The organism is Bacillus sp. NH11B (genome assembly GCF_001884205.1).
In the GTDB taxonomy this organism is placed as follows: Bacteria; Bacillota; Bacilli; order Bacillales; family Bacillaceae_G; genus Bacillus_A; species Bacillus_A proteolyticus.
In genome coordinates, this window is the sequence record NZ_MAOG01000064.1 from 1 (window position 1) to 15457 (window position 15457).

Sequence of the window (15457 nt, forward strand, 5' to 3'; positions counted from 1 at the left end):
GGCGGCTGGGGTGGCGGCTGGGGCGTTGAACTCGGATTTGGTTTCATTTTTGGAATTACTTTAGCTGCATTATTTTTCATCTAACATAGTAAAGAGTTGACTATCTTTAGCCAACTCTCTTTTCTATTTTTCACATATAAAAATACGATGCCCTAAAATATGTTGATACATAAGTAGTACTTGTTCATGCTGTACCCACGCCTCATACAGTTCTTCTGGAATAAATGATGATACATTCCACTCTGGCTCCTCCATATGCCCTGCAACTGTTTGTGCAATAGTTCCGCCACCAGCAATTGTAATTTTTTTGAAATTTGCTGCTTTAAATAAATGAATCCACTCATTCTCAGTTAATAATTCTTTCATACCATATAACTGTCCAATCTTTTCTTCCTCTTTCTTCTCAATATGTTTTTCGGTAATCATTTCAATGACAACAAGCTTTCCATCCTTCTGTAATACACGATAACATTCCGAAATAACCTTTTCTTTATTTGTAAAAGCGAGTATAGATTCTCCAAGTACAAGCTCAAATGAATCATTTAAACACGGTAATCCTTCTACATCTCCTTGAATCAATTGTATATTTAAACCATCAAACAACCATCTATCTTTCGCTTTTTGAATCATAATTTCATTCTTTTCAACCGCTGTCACTTTATAACCCAATTCTTTTGTCATATACGCCGCTGTTTTCCCCGTGCCGCAACCTATCTCAAGGACACTAGCTCCATGTCTAAGTGGCAATTGAGATAATAATTGTTTTGTTAACGTAAAACCACCAGGATGAGCACTCCCTATTCCGTAATAAGCTAGAAAATCGATGTATGTGTTTCTTTTCATGAGATTCTCCTTTGAGTTTTCTATAATACATATATTCATCCATAAAAAAATAGTGCACAGAAAAAAAAGCATTTTCAAGTGCTATAATACCGCAACTTGAAAATGCTTTTTTCTTTTATTATTTCTCTTCTACATACGCCCATTTGAAACTATATTCCGGACTAATATTATGTTTCACAATTCCCTTTACATTTGGTTGCATAACATATGCTTTAGCACTTTGATATAAAGGTACAAGCGCTACATCTTCTTCAAGTAACAATTTCTCTGCCTTCCCTAACTCTGCCCAACGTTTTTTTGCATCAGCCATCCATTCCGTCTTACTTTTATCAATAATTTCATCATATTTTGAATTTGAGTAGCTCATTTGGTTCTGAGAATTTTTTGTTTCAAACATATCAAGGTACGTCATCGGATCCGCATAATCTGGATTCCAGCCACCATATGAGAAATCATAATCTTGATCTGATTCTAATTTTAGTTTTTGCTTAAATGGTTGAAGTTTAATATTTACTGTTACACCTTTTAAATTCTTTTCAATTTGATCTTTTACGTACTCCCCAACTTTTTTCGCATTACCAGTATCATAATTTAATAATTCAATTGTAACTTGATCTTTTCCAAGTTCTTTTTTCGCTTCTTCCCAAGCTGCTGCTGCCTTTTTGGAATCTTGTTTTAAACCATTCTTGAATGTTTCTGCGAAATCTTTACCGTCTGGTCCACTTGCTAAACCTTTTGCTACTAAGTAATCAACTGGTTTTGAACCATCATTTAAAATTACATTAGTTAAACCCTTCTTATCAACCGATAATGCAATTGCTTCACGTAATTTTTTGCTCTTTAACGGTGTATCTTGCCCACCACGTTTTTGATTTAGACGTAAGTAAAACGTACTTGTTTCCGAATATGCTCCAAACTCATCTTTTTTATTTCTATACTTATCAACGAATTCTCCAGATAAAAGTGCAAAATCAATTGCACCTGTATCATATAAATTCACCCTAGTAGCTGCTTCTTTTACTACACTATAATTAATTTCTTCTAATTTCACTGTCTTTTTATCCCAATACTGATCATTTTTCTTCAACTTCCAACCTTGCTCATGTTTCCAATCAGTAAGCACAAATGGACCGTTATAAACTGTTGTATCGGACTCTAAACCGTATTTCTTCCCTTTTTCTTTTACAAACTTTTCATTTAACGGATAGTATGATGCAAATGCCATTAAGTTCAAGAAATATGGTACCGGTCTGTCTAATTCAACTTCAAGCGTATAATCATCAACTGCTTTTACGCCTAACGTAGAAACTTCTGCTTTCCCTTGATTAATTGCTTCTGCATTTTTAAGATAGTAAGCAATAAATGCATACTCAGCAGCTGTTTGTGGATCTACTAGACGTTGCCATGCAAATACGAAATCTTTCGCCGTTACAGGATCACCGTTTGACCATTTTGCATCTTTACGTAATTTGAATGTATATTTTTTACCATCCTCGCTTTTTGTACTAGATTCTGCTACAGCTGGGATTGGCTTATTATCTTTATCAAGGCGATATAAACCTTCCATTGTATTCCCCAAAATTTGCGAGCCAAGTGTATCTGTATTTTTTGAAGTATCCATCGTCGGAATTTCATTCGTTTCTGTACGATTTAACACTTGCTTTGCCGCATATTTAATATCGGATTTCTTCTCTTCCCCACCATTATTAGACGTCGTAGTCGTTTTCTTTTCCCCACCGGAAGACCCAGAACATGCTGTTAACGCCATACTCATCGCTAATACTGGCGCTACAACCGCCGTGAACTTTTTCATCTTTTTCTTCATTCTTGTACCCTCCCCAATTATATGTACGCTACTAACTTTTAGAGATTTCTATCAACTTTATTTATCAGAAAATTCTTATTAATTAATATTCTACTATTTTTTTCAGTTTTGTAAAGTATTTTTAAGAATATTCTAAAAGTTTATTTTTTTATGATAGTAACTTGTTATTTTACTATTACTACTATATGAATTATCCCCCATCTACTATATGTAAACATACCTCCTCTTATTCTTCTCTATTACTAAGTTCTATATTTTTCTCATCAATATGAACTCTCTGCTATCATTTATCTATCCAATTGTTGAACTCTTTTCTAATTTCCTACAGTAGAATTTTAAAAGCAACCTCAACATTTCTCAAAATTTCCATGTGCCTTGTTCTCCTATTCATACAAAAAAGCATTTCAAAAGCAGCTTAGCCACTTTTAAAATGCCTCTATATTATTTTTTCCCGCCATCCTCAGTTACATACGCCCACTTAAAGCTATATTCTGGACTGATGTTATGTTTAACGACGCCTTTTACATTCGGTTTCATTACATATGATCTTCCTGTTTGATATAAAGGAACTAATCCTGCATCTTCTTCAAGGAATAATTTTTCTGCTTTTCCTAACGCTTCCCAACGCTTCTTCGGATCAGATAATAATTCATTACCTGCTTTTTGCACCATTTCATCGTATTTCGGATTCGAATAACTCATTTGGTTATATGGGCTCTTCGATTCAAACATATCAATAAATGTCATTGGATCCGCATAATCTGGGCTCCAGCCTGCATAAGAGATTTCATAATCTTGCGCTGACTCTAATTTTAATTTTTGTTTGAACGGCTGAATTTTCGTATTAATCGTTACACCTTTTAAATTTTTCTCAATTTGATCTTTAACATAATCAGCAATCTTTTTCGCAGTTCCATCATCATAGCTTAGTAATTCAATTGTAACTTGATCTTTTCCAAGTTCCTTTTTCGCTTCTTCCCATGCAGCTGCTGCTTTTTTCGTATCTTGTTTCAGACCATTTTTAAACGTATCTTGGTAATCTTTACCGTCAGGTCCTGTCGCAAGCCCTTTTGGAACCAATTGATCTGTTGCTTTTGATCCATTATTTAAAATAACGTTTGCTAAGCCCTTTTTATCAACTGATAAAGCAATTGCTTCACGCAGTTTTTTGCTCTTTAACGGTGTATCCTGTCCGTTACGCTTTTGATTTAAACGTAAGAAGAATGTACTTGATTCTGCATACTCACCGTACTCATCTTTATTCGATTTATATTTATCTACAAACTCTCCTGATAGTAGTGTGAAATCAATTGATCCTGTATCATATAAATTTACTTTTGTAGCCACTTCTTTTACAACGCTGTAATTAATTTCTTCTAATTTCACAGTCTTATTATCCCAATATTTATCATTTTTCTTCAGCTGCCATCCTTGTTCATGTTTCCATGAAGACATAACGAATGGTCCGTTATACACCGTTGTATCTGCTTCTAAACCAAACTTATCTCCTTTTTCTTTTACAAACTTTTCATTTAATGGATAGTATGACGGGAATGCTAATAAGTTTAAGAAATATGGTACTGGTTTTTCTAATTCTACTTCAAGTGTATAATCATCTACCGCTTTTGCACCTAATTCCGTTGCAGGTTTTTCACCTTTATTAATTGCCTCTGCATTTTTAATATAGTAGGCAATAAACGCATATTCTGCAGCTGTATTTTTATCAAGTAAGCGCTGCCATCCATATACGAAATCTTTCGCTGTTACAGGGTCTCCATTGGACCATTTCGCATCTTTACGCAGTTTAAACGTATATTTTTTACCATCTTCGCTTTTCGTACTTGATTCTGCAGCAGCTGGAATAGGCTTATTATCTTTATCAAGACGATATAACCCTTCCATCGTGTTCCCTAAAATTTGTGCCCCTAACGTATCAGTAGATTTAGAAGTGTCCATCGTCGGAATTTCTTGATTTTCCGTACGATTCAATACTTGCTTCGCTGCATATTTAATATCAGATTTTTTTTCTTCCCCACTATTAGATGTAGTAGTCGTTTTCTTCTCTCCACCTGACCCAGAGCACGCTGTCAATGCAACGCTCATCGCTAAAACTGGTACTACAACTGCTGTTAACTTTTTCATCTTTTTTCTCTTCATTTTTATACCCTCCCCAATTATATGTACAATACCAACCCTTGAGAGACCCCTTGCTAAGGATTTATTTTTCAGAAAATTATAACTAATATTATTCTACTCTATTTTCCGTGTTTGTAAATAGTTTTATTTTAAATATTCAGATTTTTTCTTCGTAATTTAGTATGATTTATCCCTCATCTACTGTATTTACATACTATACCCCTTATTCTTCTCTATTTAATTACACTAAAAAAAGCATTCCAAAAGTAGATTAGCTACTTTTGGAATGCTTTTTTAAATTCTATTACTTTCCATCTTTTTCAGTAATATAAGTCCATTTGAAGCTATACTCTGGACTGATGTTATGGTGAACAACGTCTTTTACATTCGATTTTTGAACGTATGCATCACCACGTTGGTATAAAGGCACAATTGCTACATCTTTCTCAAGAAGTAATTTCTCAGCTTGTCCTAGCTCTTCCCAACGTTTCTTCGCATCGCCCATTAATTCTCCACCAGCTTTTTTAATCATTTCATCATACTTCTGATCAGAGAAGCTCATTTGGTTATGAGAATGCTTAGACTCAAACATATCTAAGAATGTCATTGGATCCGCATAATCTGGATTCCAACCGCCATATGAAATATCATAATCTTGCTCTGTTTCTAATTTCAGTTTTTGCTTGAACGGCTGAAGTTTAATATTAACTGTTACACCTTTTAAATTCTTCTCGATTTGATCTTTAACATATTCTCCAACTTTTTTCGCATTACCAGTATCATAGTTTAATAGCTCAATTGTAACTTGATCTTTTCCAAGTTCTTTTTTCGCTTCTTCCCATGCAGCAGCTGCTTTTTTCGCATCTGGTTTGATACCGTTTTTAAACGTTTCTTGGAAGTCCTTACCATCTGGTCCAGTTGCTAATCCTTTCGGCACTAAGAAGTCTGCTGGTTTAGATCCATCATTTAAAATAACATTTGCTAAATTTTTCTTATCAATAGAGTAGGCAATTGCTTCACGTAATTTTTGACTCTTTAATGGTGTATCTTGTCCACCACGTTTTTGGTTCATACGAATAAAGTAAGTACTTACTTGTGAATAAGTCCCAAACTCATCTTTATTATTTCTATACTTATCAACAAATTCTCCTGATAAAAGTGCAGAATCAATTGCACCTGTATCATATAGGTTTACCTTTGTAGCTACTTCTTTTACTACACTGTAATTAATTTCATCTAATTTTACAGTCTTTTTATCCCAATATTGATCATTTTTCTTTAGTTTCCAGCCTTGTTCATGTTTCCAATCAGTAAGAACGAATGGTCCGTTATAAACTGTTGTATCAGACTCTAAACCGTATTTATCTCCTTTTTCCTTCACGAACTTCTCATTTAATGGATAGTACGATGGGAATGCTACTAAGTTTAAGAAGTATGGTACTGCTTGTTCTAATTCAACTTCAAGAGTAGTATCATCTACTGCCTTTACTCCTAGTTCCGTTACAGGTTTTTCACCTTTATTCACCGCTTCTGCATTTTTAATTGGGAATGCGATAAATGCATACTCAGCAGCTGTTTTTGGATCTAATAAACGTTGCCATCCAAATACGAAGTCTTTCGCTGTTACAGGATCACCATTTGACCATTTTGCATCTTTACGTAATTTAAATGTATATTTTTTACCATCCTCACTCTTCGTGCTTGACTCTGCCGCAGCTGGGGTTGGTTTGTTATCTTTATCTAATCGATATAGACCTTCCATTGTGTTTCCTAAAATTTGAGAACCTAATGTATCTGTATTTTTAGAAGTATCCATTGTTGGAATCTCATTCGTTTCTGTACGATTTAGTACTTGTTTCGCTGCTAATTTTCCTTCTGATTTACTATCTCCACTAGAGCTAGAATTTGTGCTTGTCTTCTTATCCCCACCTGATGTAGAACATGCTGTTAGTGCCATGCTCATTGCTAAAACCGGTACTACAACTGCCGTTAGTTTTTTCATTTTTTTCTTTTTCATTTTTTGTACCCTCCCTAATTCTAAACGATATCTATTTAAGAATTTTCTGATAATTCTGTTTTTCTTTATATATTTATCAGACGATTCTTACTACTTCTTATTCTACTAATTTTTTAAAATTTGTAAAGTATTATTATTAAAAATTTTTAAAAAATTATTTTCTTACAGTAATATTCATAAAAATTCCATATAATGTTCAAATTCTATTGCTCATTCATATAAATGTGCCATTTTAATAGTCTTTATTATATTTACACATTAAATATCTGTGAATTATTGTTAATAAAGAATGTATATTTTTAGAAACTCTTTTCCTACAAAAATAAAAAAAAGTCAGCAAAGCTGACTTTTTATCCGGCCATTTTCTCTCTTTTCATTTCCTCTACTACTTTCATATACTTCTCATCATCAAATTCATATTCACTTTTTGCAACAACTACAGTCGCAATACCGTTGCCAATTAAATTGACGATAGCACGTGCTTCTGACATGAAACGATCTACACCTAGTAAAAGTGCTAGCCCTTCTAACGGAATAACATTCATCGCAGATAAAGTAGATGCTAGTACAATAAATCCCCCGCCCGTTACTGCTGCTGCCCCTTTAGATGTAACTAACAAAATAGCTATTATAGTTAATTGTTGACCTAGTGAAAGATCGACGTGAAAGACTTGAGCTAAAAATATAGTAGCCATTGATAAATAAATCGTTGTTCCATCTAAGTTAAAAGAATAGCCTGTCGGAATGACTAAACCTACTACCGGCTTCGAACACCCGAAGTCTTCCATCTTTGTCATCATTCGCGGCAGTACTGATTCTGATGATGATGTCCCCAGAACAATAAGTAATTCTTCTTTAATATGCACTAAATATTTCCACAAACTAAATTTATACAGTTTACAAATAAAATTTAAAACAACAAAAACAAATAATGCCATTGTCGCATATACACAAATCATTAATTTACCAAGTGGAATAAGTGTACTTAAACCATATTTACCAATTGTAAACGCCATTCCACCGAATGCTCCAACCGGTGCTAATTTCATTACAATTGATAAAATGTTAAAAAATACTTTCGATAATCTTTCAAAAAAGTCGATAACAGGTTGTCCATTTTTCCCTAACATCGTTAACCCTGCACCAAATAAAACGGAGAAGAATAACACTTGTAATATATCACCTTTTGCAAATGCCTCAAACATATTAGAAGGCACGATATGTAAAAAGAAGTCCATCCATTGCATTTCTTGCCCGCTTTGTACATATTGTGAAACATCTCCGCCCTTTAACTTTGAAGGATCTAATCCATCTCCAGGACGTACGATATTCGCTACGATAATACCAATGACAAGAGCAAAAGTTGTAACAATCTCAAAATATAATAACGCTTTCCCACCAACGCGTCCTACCTTTTTCATACTTCCCATACTTGCAATACCAAGCACAATTGTTAAAAAGATAATTGGTGCAATGACCATTTTTATCATATTAATGAACGTCTCACCAATTGGCTTCATTTCTTGTCCAACACTAGGCCAAATCGCTCCTACTGCAATACCACAAATAATTGCCACAATAACTTGGAATGTTAAATTCTTTACAATTTTCATTTTCAATACTCTCCTGTTTTTTTCATTTCTCCCATACTATTTCTACCGATGACAATCATTTATTTTATGTGATAGCCCCCTTGCTATTTAACTTGAACCCCCGTTATTATGTTACACTATTATGTATAATTTTCAAATAGTATATAACAATTAAACATAAAAGATATACTATTAAACAAAAAAAACAGATATAAGATCTGCTTTAATTTTCCTCAATTTGTTTCTCACTTAATCCAAGATGTGTTCTGAGTGTATTACTCAAATTTTGTAAGTCTTTTTTATTAGGATTATAATAATATACCCGTTGCCCATTTGGGCCATTTGGTAAATATAAATCATCACCATTTAGCTGAATCTTCTCAACTGAGCAATCTAAACCATATTTATAAAAAGATAAAATATCATCCAGTGCTAAATTTGTTTTAAAATCACCCTCGACGGCCTCAACCATTTTCTCAACTTTTGTAATAGACCCTACATTTTTTAATTTACTTAAAATCGCCTCAATAACAAGTTGTTGGCGCTGTCCTCTCATTGCATCGCTATCAATATGACGAGTTCTCGCCAAAGCAAGTGCTTCTTCCCCCGTTAATTTCTGAACCCCTTTTTTCAAGTGTATCGTATCAGGTTCATCTTTACTATTTTGTTCAGTAAATTCAACCGGGACATCTACCTCAACACCATCGAGCCCATCAACAATTTTAATAAATGACCCAAAATTAAATTTCACAAAATAATCTACCGGTACTTGCAGTAACTTCTCTACTGCCTCAACGGAAGCTTGTGGCCCTCCATCTTTTCCGTTTTTAACGAAACCACTTCCATATGCGTGTGTTATTTTATCTTTTTTCTTTTCGATTGGAACATATGTATAAGTATCTCTTGGTATACTGATTAATTTCACTGTCTTATCTTCTTTATTAAACGTAGCTAACAATAATGCATCCGTATGAAATGCACCATTATAGCCCTTTTGCCGTTCTTGATTTTCATCAATTCCCATAATTAACATTGATACGTTGTGTGTAATTGGCTTTACAGCTTTCTCACGTAAATTTGATTTTTCACCACGCGATAAGTTCAAATTAGATTTTTGTACGAGATTAGAAGTTTTCATATATACATAAGCACCGTACCCAACTCCGCCAAATAGCAATACTCCTAACAATACACTTATTATCGTTGTCTTTTTATATTTTCGTTTATTTTTCTTTTCTCTTGAAGAAGAGTTATTCTCCATATAGTTACCCCCTTTTTATTCAGATAAAATGTTTTTCATTTTTTCATAATTAGCGCTATCCTTTTGAAATGCAGTCTCTTTCAATCCTTTGTTTATTTGTATCCATTCAGTCGTGATCGAATATTGAATCATACCTTCATGGAAACTAAGGAACTTTAGCATAATCCCTGTATTTTTCTCTACAACCATTTCAAATTTCCCTCTTAAATCTTCAGATGTACTTACAGGCATTTCTATATTTATTGTTCCTTCTATTTTGTAGCAATCAAGTCCAAGATACTTCGTTTCTTTATAATTCCAATCTTTATATCGAATTAATAGATCAGCAAATTCTGATTGAATACTATACTTCGTGAATCCTACATATTCATCATCATATCTTTTTTTCTCGCCTGATTTTCTCAATAACCTTTCCGTAGGATTTAATTTTAATAGTTCATTGTTTCTTTCTTTAGGGCTCCATTTCGTCTCTTTATATGTGTAATTCTCATCATCAAATTCTTTTTTCGTGCCCTCATTATATATAATTGTTCGTTTTTTCGTTAGTTTATCTTCTTTCGAAGAAGTACCTCTTTGTTTCTCCGTATCAATCGCATACTTATATGTTGTAGCAATTCTTGATGAGCTAGAATATTCCTCAAATTGTCCTGAAATATTTTTAAAATGATCAATGGAATCTAGCATCTTTTGATGAATCTTTTCTTTATCTGGATAATTTACGTTCAATTTTATTTCTTCTTCATTTTCATAATCTGAAAACGCCTTTTTCTTTACATATTCAAATACTCCGCCGTTTTGAGCAAAAATTTGATCAGAAAACTCCGACATAGACACAATTGAAAGTGCTAGAACAGCAGCACTCATAACCATCATATAAACTCTGTAACCTTTCTTTTTTACCGGTAGATTATGTAGTGTACTATTAATCTTTTCATTTAACTCTGGCGGTACTATAACATTCTCTTCTTTTATTCTCTTTTTTAATTTCTCATCAAATAATTTTTCATTATCCATCCTATACACCCCCTATTCCATCTTTAATCGTTTTTGCAGTTGTTCTCTCGCACGTGACAATCTCGATTTCACTGTTCCTTTTGGTATTTCTAAAAGCTTCGCAATACTATCTTGATTCATATCCTCATAGTAATAAAGCACCGTAACAGCTCTTAATTCTTCATGTAACGATTGAATCGCATTACACAAATCTATATCTTCATACTGATCACATGCACCCATATTGTAATCATTCTCTTCTGTCACAATTACCTTTTTATACGACCTGATAATATTGTTACACTCGTTCATTAGAATTCGAATTAACCAAGTTTGAAAAAACTCTTCTTTTTTTAATTTTTTTATATTTTCGTAGGCTTTTAAAATTGTCGTCTGTATCGCATCCTCTATATTTGTTTCATCACGTAACATAGCCTTTGCAATACGATACATCTTCAATTTTTCTGTATGTATAAGGACCATAAACGCTTCATGATCACCTTTTTTCGCTAAGGAAACATCTGTTTCTTCTTTTACAATCATTTTATATAAAGGGATTACTTTCACAATTGCTCCTCCTGTTTCATCCTCACTTCAAATTTAACTTTACATGTATTAGACGGTTGAGCCTAGAAAAAGGTTCATTTTTTCGAATATTTCCATAAAAAAAAGGTAAACATTCTTCATGTTTACCTTTACTCAGATGTAATCCTAAGGAAATATCCATCTGGATCCAGAACCTTAAATCCCCTCATCTCCCATGGATAAGTTTGAATCTCTTCTTGTATTGTGCATCGCTTCTCTTTACAACGTTCATATACGTCTTCAATTCGGTCGACAACAATAATTAGCTCAAAGCCATTCCCCTTCATTTCTTTTCGATTGTAAAAATAGTGATTTGCATTCAATGTTGAATCATTAGCTAATAATAGAGAAAACTGATCGTGATTAAATCGTGCTGCATTCATACTTCTTTTATACAACTTTAAACCAAATATTTCTTCATAAAACAATAATGACTTTTCAATATCATGTACATTTAGCTGAACCCGGAATAAATGATCCACTAGTTTCCTCCTCATCAAAAAAGCCCACTCATATAGTGGACTTTCTACTCTATAACGGTAAATCCCTCTTCCTAAACACTACAATTGCTAATATGAAGATACAAAGCGCTCCAACAGTTAAGCCTATACTTACCGGCCATATATTATATGTTCCTTCAGCAATTTCTTTCGGACGAAACAGCGTAAATAATGATAGATTTTTCATCCACTCTAACTTATCGCTTAATTTACCTACCATATCTAATACGAAAAATAAGATAGTTAAACTTGCTGAATAACTTAGTGCTTTTCTTTCATCATTACATATACAAGAAAAGAAAAATGAATAAGCACTAACGACTAAAAATATTAGCCCTCCAACTACGTTTATCTTCAAAAATAATTCTTTATTTAAGTTATTATCTTTTAAAAACCATTCTGCACCTAATATACCCGCTACATAAGTGACAATTACAATGATTAGTAACCCCAATATGAGAACAGTAGCTTGCGTGATTGCAATTTTCACTCTAGATACAGGTGTTGCTAGCAAGTATGCCATTGCGCCTTTATCTACATGACGAGCAATTAAATGCGTTGCAACCGTGACACAAAAAATTGTTAAAATGATAATAAACAATAGGCTATAATATTCACCAGCTAAAAAATCCATTACATTTTGAATTGGACTTTCCATGCCAACAATTTTTTTCACACTATCAGGCATGGCACTTATTAATTCATTTAACCCTTTCGCTGAAACCATCGATGGGAATATCCAAATTAATAACCATAAATAAAGAGCTGCACCAGTAGCATAACTCAAAATACTTTTTTGCGTTTCTTTCAAACTAGCTAAAAATAGTTGCTTATTCATGCTTTACCCCTTCTTTCTTATCGTAATAATGCATAAATAAATGTTCTAAATCCGTCGCTCTCGTTTGTAGTGCAGTTACATTGTAGTTTGAAAGTATTTGTAAAACATTTTGATAATTTCCTTGCACAATAATTGACGCCTCTCTACCTTTCACTCCTTCAAATTGCAAATCACATTGTTTAAGAGACTCTATTTCTTCTTGAGATGATACTGTTACATCTATTACTTGTCTTCGCATTCCTTGTAAATCATGAATATCTTCTACCGTTACAAGACGTCCATCTTTAATAATAGCTACTCTGTCACAAGTTCTCTCAATTTCAGTGAAAATATGCGATGACATAAGAATCGTTTTCCCTCTTTGTTTTTCCTCTAATATTAAATCTATAAACACTTGTTGCATAAGTGGATCGAGTCCTGATGTCGGTTCATCTAAAATTAGTACTTCTGGATCATGCATAAATGCAGCAACAATCCCTACTTTTTGTTTCATTCCTTTAGACATTTTTCGAATTGGTGTTTTCACATCGAATTGCAGACGCTCTATCAAGTCATCACGTCTCTTCGTTTCCTTCAGCCCACGCATTCCTTGCATCAAATTTAAAAACTCTAATCCATTCATTCCTTCAATAAAAGAAATTTCTCCTGGTAAATAGCCAACTTCTCTTTGAATTTTCGCAGCATCTTCCCAACAATCTAATCCGAAAATTGTCGCTTTACCAGCTGTCGGTTTTATAAATCCCATTAAATTACGAATTGTTGTTGATTTCCCAGCACCATTTGGTCCTAAGTAGCCAAAAACTTCCCCTTCTTTCACTTCAAATGTAATATCAAACAAGCCTTTCCCATTTGAAAACTGTTTTGTGACATTTTGAACTAAAATCATAAGCCCACCTCATTTTTTGAAATATTTAATGTGTGATATTTCAAAATTATTGTACTCCTCATCTTTCATATTCGCAACAACTTTTTGAAATATTTATATGTCCATATTTCAAAAATATTGTTTTCAATTATTTTTTCTTGTATATTTTAAATGAGGTGATTGCTTTGAACGGCTTTGAAAAAGTGAAAGAAAAGAAAAAACGTGCCATTAAAGATGCGGCCTTTAAATTATTTTCAGAACGTGGATTTAATGAAGTGAAAATAGAACATATTGCAAAAAAAGCAAACGTTTCTCAAGTTACAATTTATAATCATTTTGGAAGTAAAGATGCGTTATTTAGGGAGCTTATACAAGAATTTATAATATCTGAATTTCAATATTATAAAGATCTTGCAGAAGAAAATTTACCTTTTCATGATATGATGCAAAAAATGATTGTAAGAAAAATGAATACTGGCGGGTTATTTCAGCCTGATATGTTTCTACAAATGATGCAAAGAGACGAAGCGCTCAGAGAATTTATTTATAGTTATCAAAACGAAAAAATCCTGCCTTGGTATTTAGAAATATTAGAACAAGCACAGCAAAAAAATGAAATTAATCCACACCTTTCAAAAGAAATGATGTTACTTTACATTCAAATGTTCACTAAGTTAGGCGATGATTTCGGGGCACAACTTCTTGAAGGAGATCGAGAAAAACATATACAAGATATAGTCACTATGTTTTTTTACGGTCTTTCTGTTCCACAAAAATAAAAAAGACACGAAATTCGTGTCTTTTTTACTTTACCGAAATGACTCTACCCGTTTCACTACTTTCAATAGCTAATTGAATCACTTTAATAACATCTAAACCTTCTTCTGCTGTTACAGGTAGTTTCTCACCATTTACAATACTATCTCTTACACCTTTATAATACATTTCATAACAGCCGACTTCTGTCGGCATACGTACTAATTCTTCTTCTGTTTCTATAGTAGCAAAATTCTCTTCAGAGTCTGCTCCATAACCGTTATCGCCTGGCTTCATTCCATTTTTTAATTGTTCTTCCTGTGAATCCATACCATACTTCACGATAGAACCTTTATCTCCATGCAGTGTAAAATGTGGACCTGCTTGCTTTACGTAACTGCTACTATGTAAAATGACACGCTTTACTCCGTAGTGAAGTACAACATGGAAGTAGTCATCAATTTCTGCACCTGGTCGTTGCTTTATTACATCAGCATGTATCGCATCTGGTTTCCCAAATAATGATAATGCTTGATCAATTAAATGTGAGCCTAAGTCATATAAAATTCCCGATCCCGGTAAATTCTTTTCTCTCCAGCGATCACGTACATGTGGGCGGAAACGATCGAAATGCGCTTCATATGCGTATACATTCCCTATTCTTTTTTCTTCTAACAATTTCTTTATCGTTAAGAAATCATTATCAAAACGGCGATTGTGATACACACTTAAAACGACATTATGTTGCTTCGCTAATGAAATAAGTTCTTCTCCTTCTTCAATTGAAACAACGAATGGTTTTTCCACAACAACATGCTTACCATGTACAATCGCTTCTTTTACATATGGAAAATGAGTTGTATTCGGTGAAGTAATAACTACTAAGTCAATATCAGCACGATTTACTAATTCCTCAATTGTGCCAATAACTTCAGCATTTGGTAATGCTTGTTTCACTACTTCTTCTTTTGATGATAAGATAGCACGAATATCATATTCTTCTATCGTTTGTAATAACGGGATGTGAAATGTTGTACTAGAAAATCCAAATCCTACAATCCCTACACCTATTTTTTTCATGTTGCCCCTCCATTTATCCCGCTACTTGCGGGCAGTAAGACCCCTACCTCAAAATTCAGCGAAAGCACAGAAGTTAGGTGAGGGATCAATTGCTCGTAAAAGCCCGATTCGTGAAGGCTAATATTCAATGGGCGATGAAGAAAACCCCCACTGATTAAAGTTTCAC

At 33.5% G+C, this 15457-nt stretch carries 13 protein-coding genes; 1 reads left to right on the forward strand and 12 read right to left on the reverse strand.

The features are described 5' to 3' along the window. Nucleotides 1–123: 123 nt before the first annotated feature. The 11 genes from BAU27_RS09380 to BAU27_RS09430 all read right to left on the reverse strand — a co-directional run bounded on the left by BAU27_RS09380 (nt 124) and on the right by BAU27_RS09430 (nt 13476). Nucleotides 124–843 carry a class I SAM-dependent methyltransferase gene (locus BAU27_RS09380; protein ID WP_071770727.1) on the reverse strand — a complete coding sequence of 240 codons (720 nt, stop codon included), beginning with the start codon at nt 841–843 and terminating at the stop codon, nt 124–126. A gap of 118 nt (nt 844–961) precedes the next feature. Continuing rightward, nucleotides 962–2668, reverse strand: coding sequence for a peptide ABC transporter substrate-binding protein (locus BAU27_RS09385; RefSeq protein WP_002146347.1), 1707 nt, complete (start codon nt 2666–2668; stop codon nt 962–964). A gap of 441 nt (nt 2669–3109) precedes the next feature. Further along, nucleotides 3110–4825, reverse strand: coding sequence for a peptide ABC transporter substrate-binding protein (locus tag BAU27_RS09390; protein WP_002146346.1), 1716 nt, complete (start codon nt 4823–4825; stop codon nt 3110–3112). Between the two features lie 283 nt (nt 4826–5108). After that, entirely contained in the window at nt 5109–6821 is a 1713-nt protein-coding gene (locus BAU27_RS09395; protein ID WP_071770728.1) for a peptide ABC transporter substrate-binding protein, read from the reverse strand. Nucleotides 6822–7171: 350 nt separating this feature from the next. Continuing rightward, nucleotides 7172–8434, reverse strand: coding sequence for a dicarboxylate/amino acid:cation symporter (locus tag BAU27_RS09400; protein WP_071770729.1), 1263 nt, complete (start codon nt 8432–8434; stop codon nt 7172–7174). Between the two features lie 202 nt (nt 8435–8636). Next, the gene (locus tag BAU27_RS09405; protein WP_071770730.1) at nt 8637–9674 is read right to left on the reverse strand and encodes an LCP family protein; all 1038 of its coding nucleotides are present in this window, start codon (nt 9672–9674) and stop codon (nt 8637–8639) included. A gap of 15 nt (nt 9675–9689) precedes the next feature. Continuing rightward, nucleotides 9690–10688 carry an acetate and sugar kinases/Hsc70/actin family protein gene (locus BAU27_RS09410; RefSeq protein WP_071770731.1) on the reverse strand — a complete coding sequence of 333 codons (999 nt, stop codon included), beginning with the start codon at nt 10686–10688 and terminating at the stop codon, nt 9690–9692. Between the two features lie 12 nt (nt 10689–10700). Beyond that, on the reverse strand, nt 10701–11234 hold the full coding sequence (locus tag BAU27_RS09415; protein ID WP_071747653.1) for a sigma-70 family RNA polymerase sigma factor: 534 nt from the start codon (nt 11232–11234) through the stop codon (nt 10701–10703). Nucleotides 11235–11362: 128 nt separating this feature from the next. Next, nucleotides 11363–11734 carry a VOC family protein gene (locus tag BAU27_RS09420; protein WP_071770732.1) on the reverse strand — a complete coding sequence of 124 codons (372 nt, stop codon included), beginning with the start codon at nt 11732–11734 and terminating at the stop codon, nt 11363–11365. A gap of 49 nt (nt 11735–11783) precedes the next feature. Beyond that, nucleotides 11784–12590, reverse strand: coding sequence for an ABC transporter permease subunit (locus BAU27_RS09425; RefSeq protein ID WP_071747655.1), 807 nt, complete (start codon nt 12588–12590; stop codon nt 11784–11786). Continuing rightward, on the reverse strand, nt 12583–13476 hold the full coding sequence (locus tag BAU27_RS09430; RefSeq protein WP_071770733.1) for an ABC transporter ATP-binding protein: 894 nt from the start codon (nt 13474–13476) through the stop codon (nt 12583–12585). The genes BAU27_RS09425 and BAU27_RS09430 overlap by 8 nt, the downstream gene beginning before the upstream one ends. Nucleotides 13477–13640: 164 nt before the next feature. Here BAU27_RS09430 and BAU27_RS09435 point away from each other — a divergent pair, with 164 nt between their 5' ends. Further along, nucleotides 13641–14234: a TetR/AcrR family transcriptional regulator gene (locus BAU27_RS09435; protein ID WP_071770734.1), complete on the forward strand. Its 594-nt coding sequence runs from the start codon at nt 13641–13643 to the stop codon at nt 14232–14234. A 25-nt stretch (nt 14235–14259) separates the two neighbouring features. On the opposite strand, the gene BAU27_RS09440 is transcribed toward BAU27_RS09435, so the two are convergent. After that, the gene (locus BAU27_RS09440) at nt 14260–15291 is read right to left on the reverse strand and encodes an oxidoreductase (protein ID WP_071770735.1); all 1032 of its coding nucleotides are present in this window, start codon (nt 15289–15291) and stop codon (nt 14260–14262) included. Nucleotides 15292–15457 lie beyond the last annotated feature (166 nt).

Excerpts from the sequence above, each read along its gene's own strand:
- BAU27_RS09380 (WP_071770727.1), bottom strand. The coding sequence starts at position 843 with ATGAAAAGAAACACATACATCGATTTTCTAGCTTATTACGGAATAGGG.
- BAU27_RS09385 (WP_002146347.1), bottom strand. The coding sequence starts at position 2,668 with ATGAAGAAAAAGATGAAAAAGTTCACGGCGGTTGTAGCGCCAGTATTA.
- BAU27_RS09390 (WP_002146346.1), bottom strand. The coding sequence starts at position 4,825 with ATGAAGAGAAAAAAGATGAAAAAGTTAACAGCAGTTGTAGTACCAGTT.
- BAU27_RS09395 (WP_071770728.1), bottom strand. The coding sequence starts at position 6,821 with ATGAAAAAGAAAAAAATGAAAAAACTAACGGCAGTTGTAGTACCGGTT.
- BAU27_RS09400 (WP_071770729.1), bottom strand. The coding sequence starts at position 8,434 with ATGAAAATTGTAAAGAATTTAACATTCCAAGTTATTGTGGCAATTATT.
- BAU27_RS09405 (WP_071770730.1), bottom strand. The coding sequence starts at position 9,674 with ATGGAGAATAACTCTTCTTCAAGAGAAAAGAAAAATAAACGAAAATAT.
- BAU27_RS09410 (WP_071770731.1), bottom strand. The coding sequence starts at position 10,688 with ATGGATAATGAAAAATTATTTGATGAGAAATTAAAAAAGAGAATAAAA.
- BAU27_RS09425 (WP_071747655.1), bottom strand. The coding sequence starts at position 12,590 with ATGAATAAGCAACTATTTTTAGCTAGTTTGAAAGAAACGCAAAAAAGT.
- BAU27_RS09430 (WP_071770733.1), bottom strand. The coding sequence starts at position 13,476 with ATGATTTTAGTTCAAAATGTCACAAAACAGTTTTCAAATGGGAAAGGC.
- BAU27_RS09440 (WP_071770735.1), bottom strand. The coding sequence starts at position 15,291 with ATGAAAAAAATAGGTGTAGGGATTGTAGGATTTGGATTTTCTAGTACA.